General features: G+C 68.3%; 4 protein-coding genes. All 4 read left to right on the forward strand.

Annotated elements, in window-relative coordinates; translation table 11 throughout:
• Window positions 1-204: 204 nt before the first annotated feature.
• Window positions 205-660 (forward strand): MarR family transcriptional regulator, encoded by a 456-nt coding sequence (locus DCO49_RS19785; RefSeq protein WP_108770529.1) that lies wholly within the window; start codon window positions 205-207, stop codon window positions 658-660.
• 108 nt (window positions 661-768) lie between these two features.
• Window positions 769-978, forward strand: a complete 210-nt coding sequence (locus DCO49_RS19790) for a DUF1656 domain-containing protein (protein WP_010487502.1) — start codon at window positions 769-771, stop codon at window positions 976-978.
• The gene (locus tag DCO49_RS19795) at window positions 975-1,892 is read left to right on the forward strand and encodes an HlyD family secretion protein (protein ID WP_165835761.1); all 918 of its coding nucleotides are present in this window, start codon (window positions 975-977) and stop codon (window positions 1,890-1,892) included. Before DCO49_RS19790 ends, DCO49_RS19795 begins: the two co-directional genes overlap by 4 nt.
• On the forward strand, window positions 1,889-2,683 hold a 795-nt coding region (locus tag DCO49_RS19800; protein ID WP_165835762.1), incomplete at its 3' end, for a TolC family protein. The genes DCO49_RS19795 and DCO49_RS19800, both read left to right, overlap by 4 nt.

The following is a 2,683-nucleotide window of genomic DNA, read 5'->3' on the forward strand; positions in this document are numbered from 1 at the left end:
GATGGGCCAGGACCGCAGGCGCCATGGATGGCGCCTACGAGCCCCCATGGACGGGTTTACGGCGTGTCCTGGCCCATCCGGCCCTGCGCCATCCCGACCGCCAGCACACGAGGCGCAACGCTTTCCTCAGTGCACCCACCCCAATCACCCATTCAGCAAAAACTATTGATAGGAATCAAATTAGTAGTACCCTATCTATCTCTTATGGACCGACCCCTCGACGACCGCACCCGGCTGCAGATGCAGCTCAGCTCCGGCCTGCTCTATGCGGGACGTCAGTGGCAGCGCCTGGCCGACAGCCGGCTCGGCAGCTACGGCATCTCCACCGCCTGCACCATGCCCCTGTTGATGATCGGCCGCTCCGGCGGCGGTATCCGCCAGGTGGCACTGGCCCAGCAGCTGGGCATGGAAGGCCCCTCCCTGGTACGCCTGCTGGACAAGCTGTGCGCCAGCGACCTGGTCCGCCGCGAAAGCGACGCCAGCGACCGCCGCGCCAACCTGCTGTGGCTGACCGACGAGGGACAGGCGCTGGTGCGCGAGCTGGAGGAACAGCTCATCGGCCTGCGCCAGGACGTGTTCGGCGAACTTTCCATGGATGAACTGCAGGCCGTGCTGAAGGCATGGCGCCTGCTGGCCGAGGCGGCCGACCGCATCACGTAAGCGCGTTGTCCTTGAAACACCGCCGCTGCCGTGCAGGCGCCAGCGGCTTTTGCCCGTTGCCGTTGTCCTGTGTGTTGCCCTCCCCTCCACCATCTCGCCCCCCTACCGATGCCCGGTGAATTCAGTCTCCACGGAGTGTTCGTCCCGACCCTGCTCGGGTTGATGTTGTTGGCCTACCTGGTCAACAGCGGCCTGCACGCGCTGCTGCAGCGTGCCGGTGCCTACCGCCATGTCTGGCATCCGGCGCTGTTCAACCTGGCGCTGTACGGGATCGTGCTGGGCCTGCTGTTCCACCTCCTGCGTTGGATGCAATCGTGAACAAGATCGTGAAGAAGACCCTTCCCATACTGCTGACCAGCGCGGCGGTGATCGTGGCCCTGCTGGTCCTGCGCCAGCTGTGGATCTATTACATGGATGAGCCGTGGACCCGCGATGCCCATGTCGGCGCCGACGTGGTGCAGGTGGCCCCCGATGTGTCCGGCCTGGTGGAATCGGTGAACGTGGCCGACAACCAGGCGGTGAAGAAGGGCGACGTGCTGTTCGTGATCGACCGCGCGCGCTACCGCATCGCGCTGGAACAGGCCAAGGCCAGCCTGGCCGAGCGCCAGGCCTCGGTGACGCAGCTGCGCCGCGAAATCGGCCGTGACCGCAGCCTGCAGGACCTGGTGGCCGCCGAGGACGCCGAAGTGCGCCGCGCCAAGCTGCAGGCCGCGCAGGCGTCGCTGGCCACCGCCCAGGCGGCGGTCGACCTGGCTGATCTGAACCTGGCCCGCACCGAAGTGCACGCACCGGCCGACGGCCGGGTCAACGACCGCACCATGCGCGTGGGCGACTACGTGGTGGCCGGCAAGCCGGTGCTGGCGCTGCTGGATACCGGCTCGTTCCGCATCGATGGCTACTTCGAGGAAACCCGCCTGCGCGGCGTGGCCCCGGGGCAGGCCGTGGACATCCGCCTGATGGGCGAATCGACCGCGCTGCGCGGCCACGTCGAAAGCATTGCCGCCGGCATCGAGGACCGCTACCGCAGCAACGGCAGCACCCTGCTGCCGAACGTGACCCCGGCCTTCGACTGGGTGCGGCTGGCGCAGCGCATCCCGGTGCGCATCGCCATCGATGACGTGCCCCAAGGCGTGGAACTGATCGCCGGCCGTACCGCCACGGTGACCGTCGAAACCAACAGCATGAAGCACCCAGGCAAGGCCGGCACCACGCCGACACAGGCGGGCCTGTGAACACCACCTTGCCCCGCCTCGGCCTGATCGTTGCGCTGGCCAGCCTGGCGGCCTGCAGGACCGTCGGCCCGGATTACGCCCTGCCGGAAGGCTCGGCCTTCAAGCGCCCGGAGGCCAATGCCGCCTTCATCGACACCCAGAACCCGGACGTCGCCGCCAACCAGGCGCTTCCCGACCGCTGGTGGTCGCTGTACAACGATCCGGTGCTGGATGGCCTGATCACCCAGGCGCTGCGTGACAACGTCGAACTGAAGGCCGCCGATGCACACCTGCGCCGCGCCGCCGCCGTGTACGAACAGGCGATGGATGCCGGTGGCTTCGAGTACGAAGCCGAAGCCGGCGTCAGCCGTGCGCAGCTGTCGGCCGAAGCCTTCCTGCAGGAACACGAGCTGCCGGTGATCAACCTGGCCGACGGCAAGTTCGCGGTCAGCTACCAGTTCGACCTGTTCGGCAAGCTCAAGCGCGGTGCCGAAGCGGCCCGCGCCGACGAGCAATCGGTGGCCGCCGCACGCGACCTGGCGCAGGTGAGCGTGGTGGCCGAGGTGGCCGACAGCTACCTGGAAATCTGCCACGCCAACCACGAACTGCACGTGGCCGAGCATTCGCTGCAGCTGCAGCAGCGCAGCCGCTCGGTCACCCAGCGCCTGATCAATGCCGGCCGCGGCACGCCGCCGGAGCTGGCCCGCGCCAACGCGCAGGTCGCCCTGCTGGAAGCCGCACTGCCGCCGCTGCGCGCGCAGCGTTCGGCCGCCGCCTATTCGCTGGCCGCGCTGCTGGGGCAGACCCCCGGC

This window comes from Stenotrophomonas sp. SPM, assembly GCF_003105135.1.
Taxonomy (GTDB): domain Bacteria; phylum Pseudomonadota; class Gammaproteobacteria; order Xanthomonadales; family Xanthomonadaceae; genus Stenotrophomonas.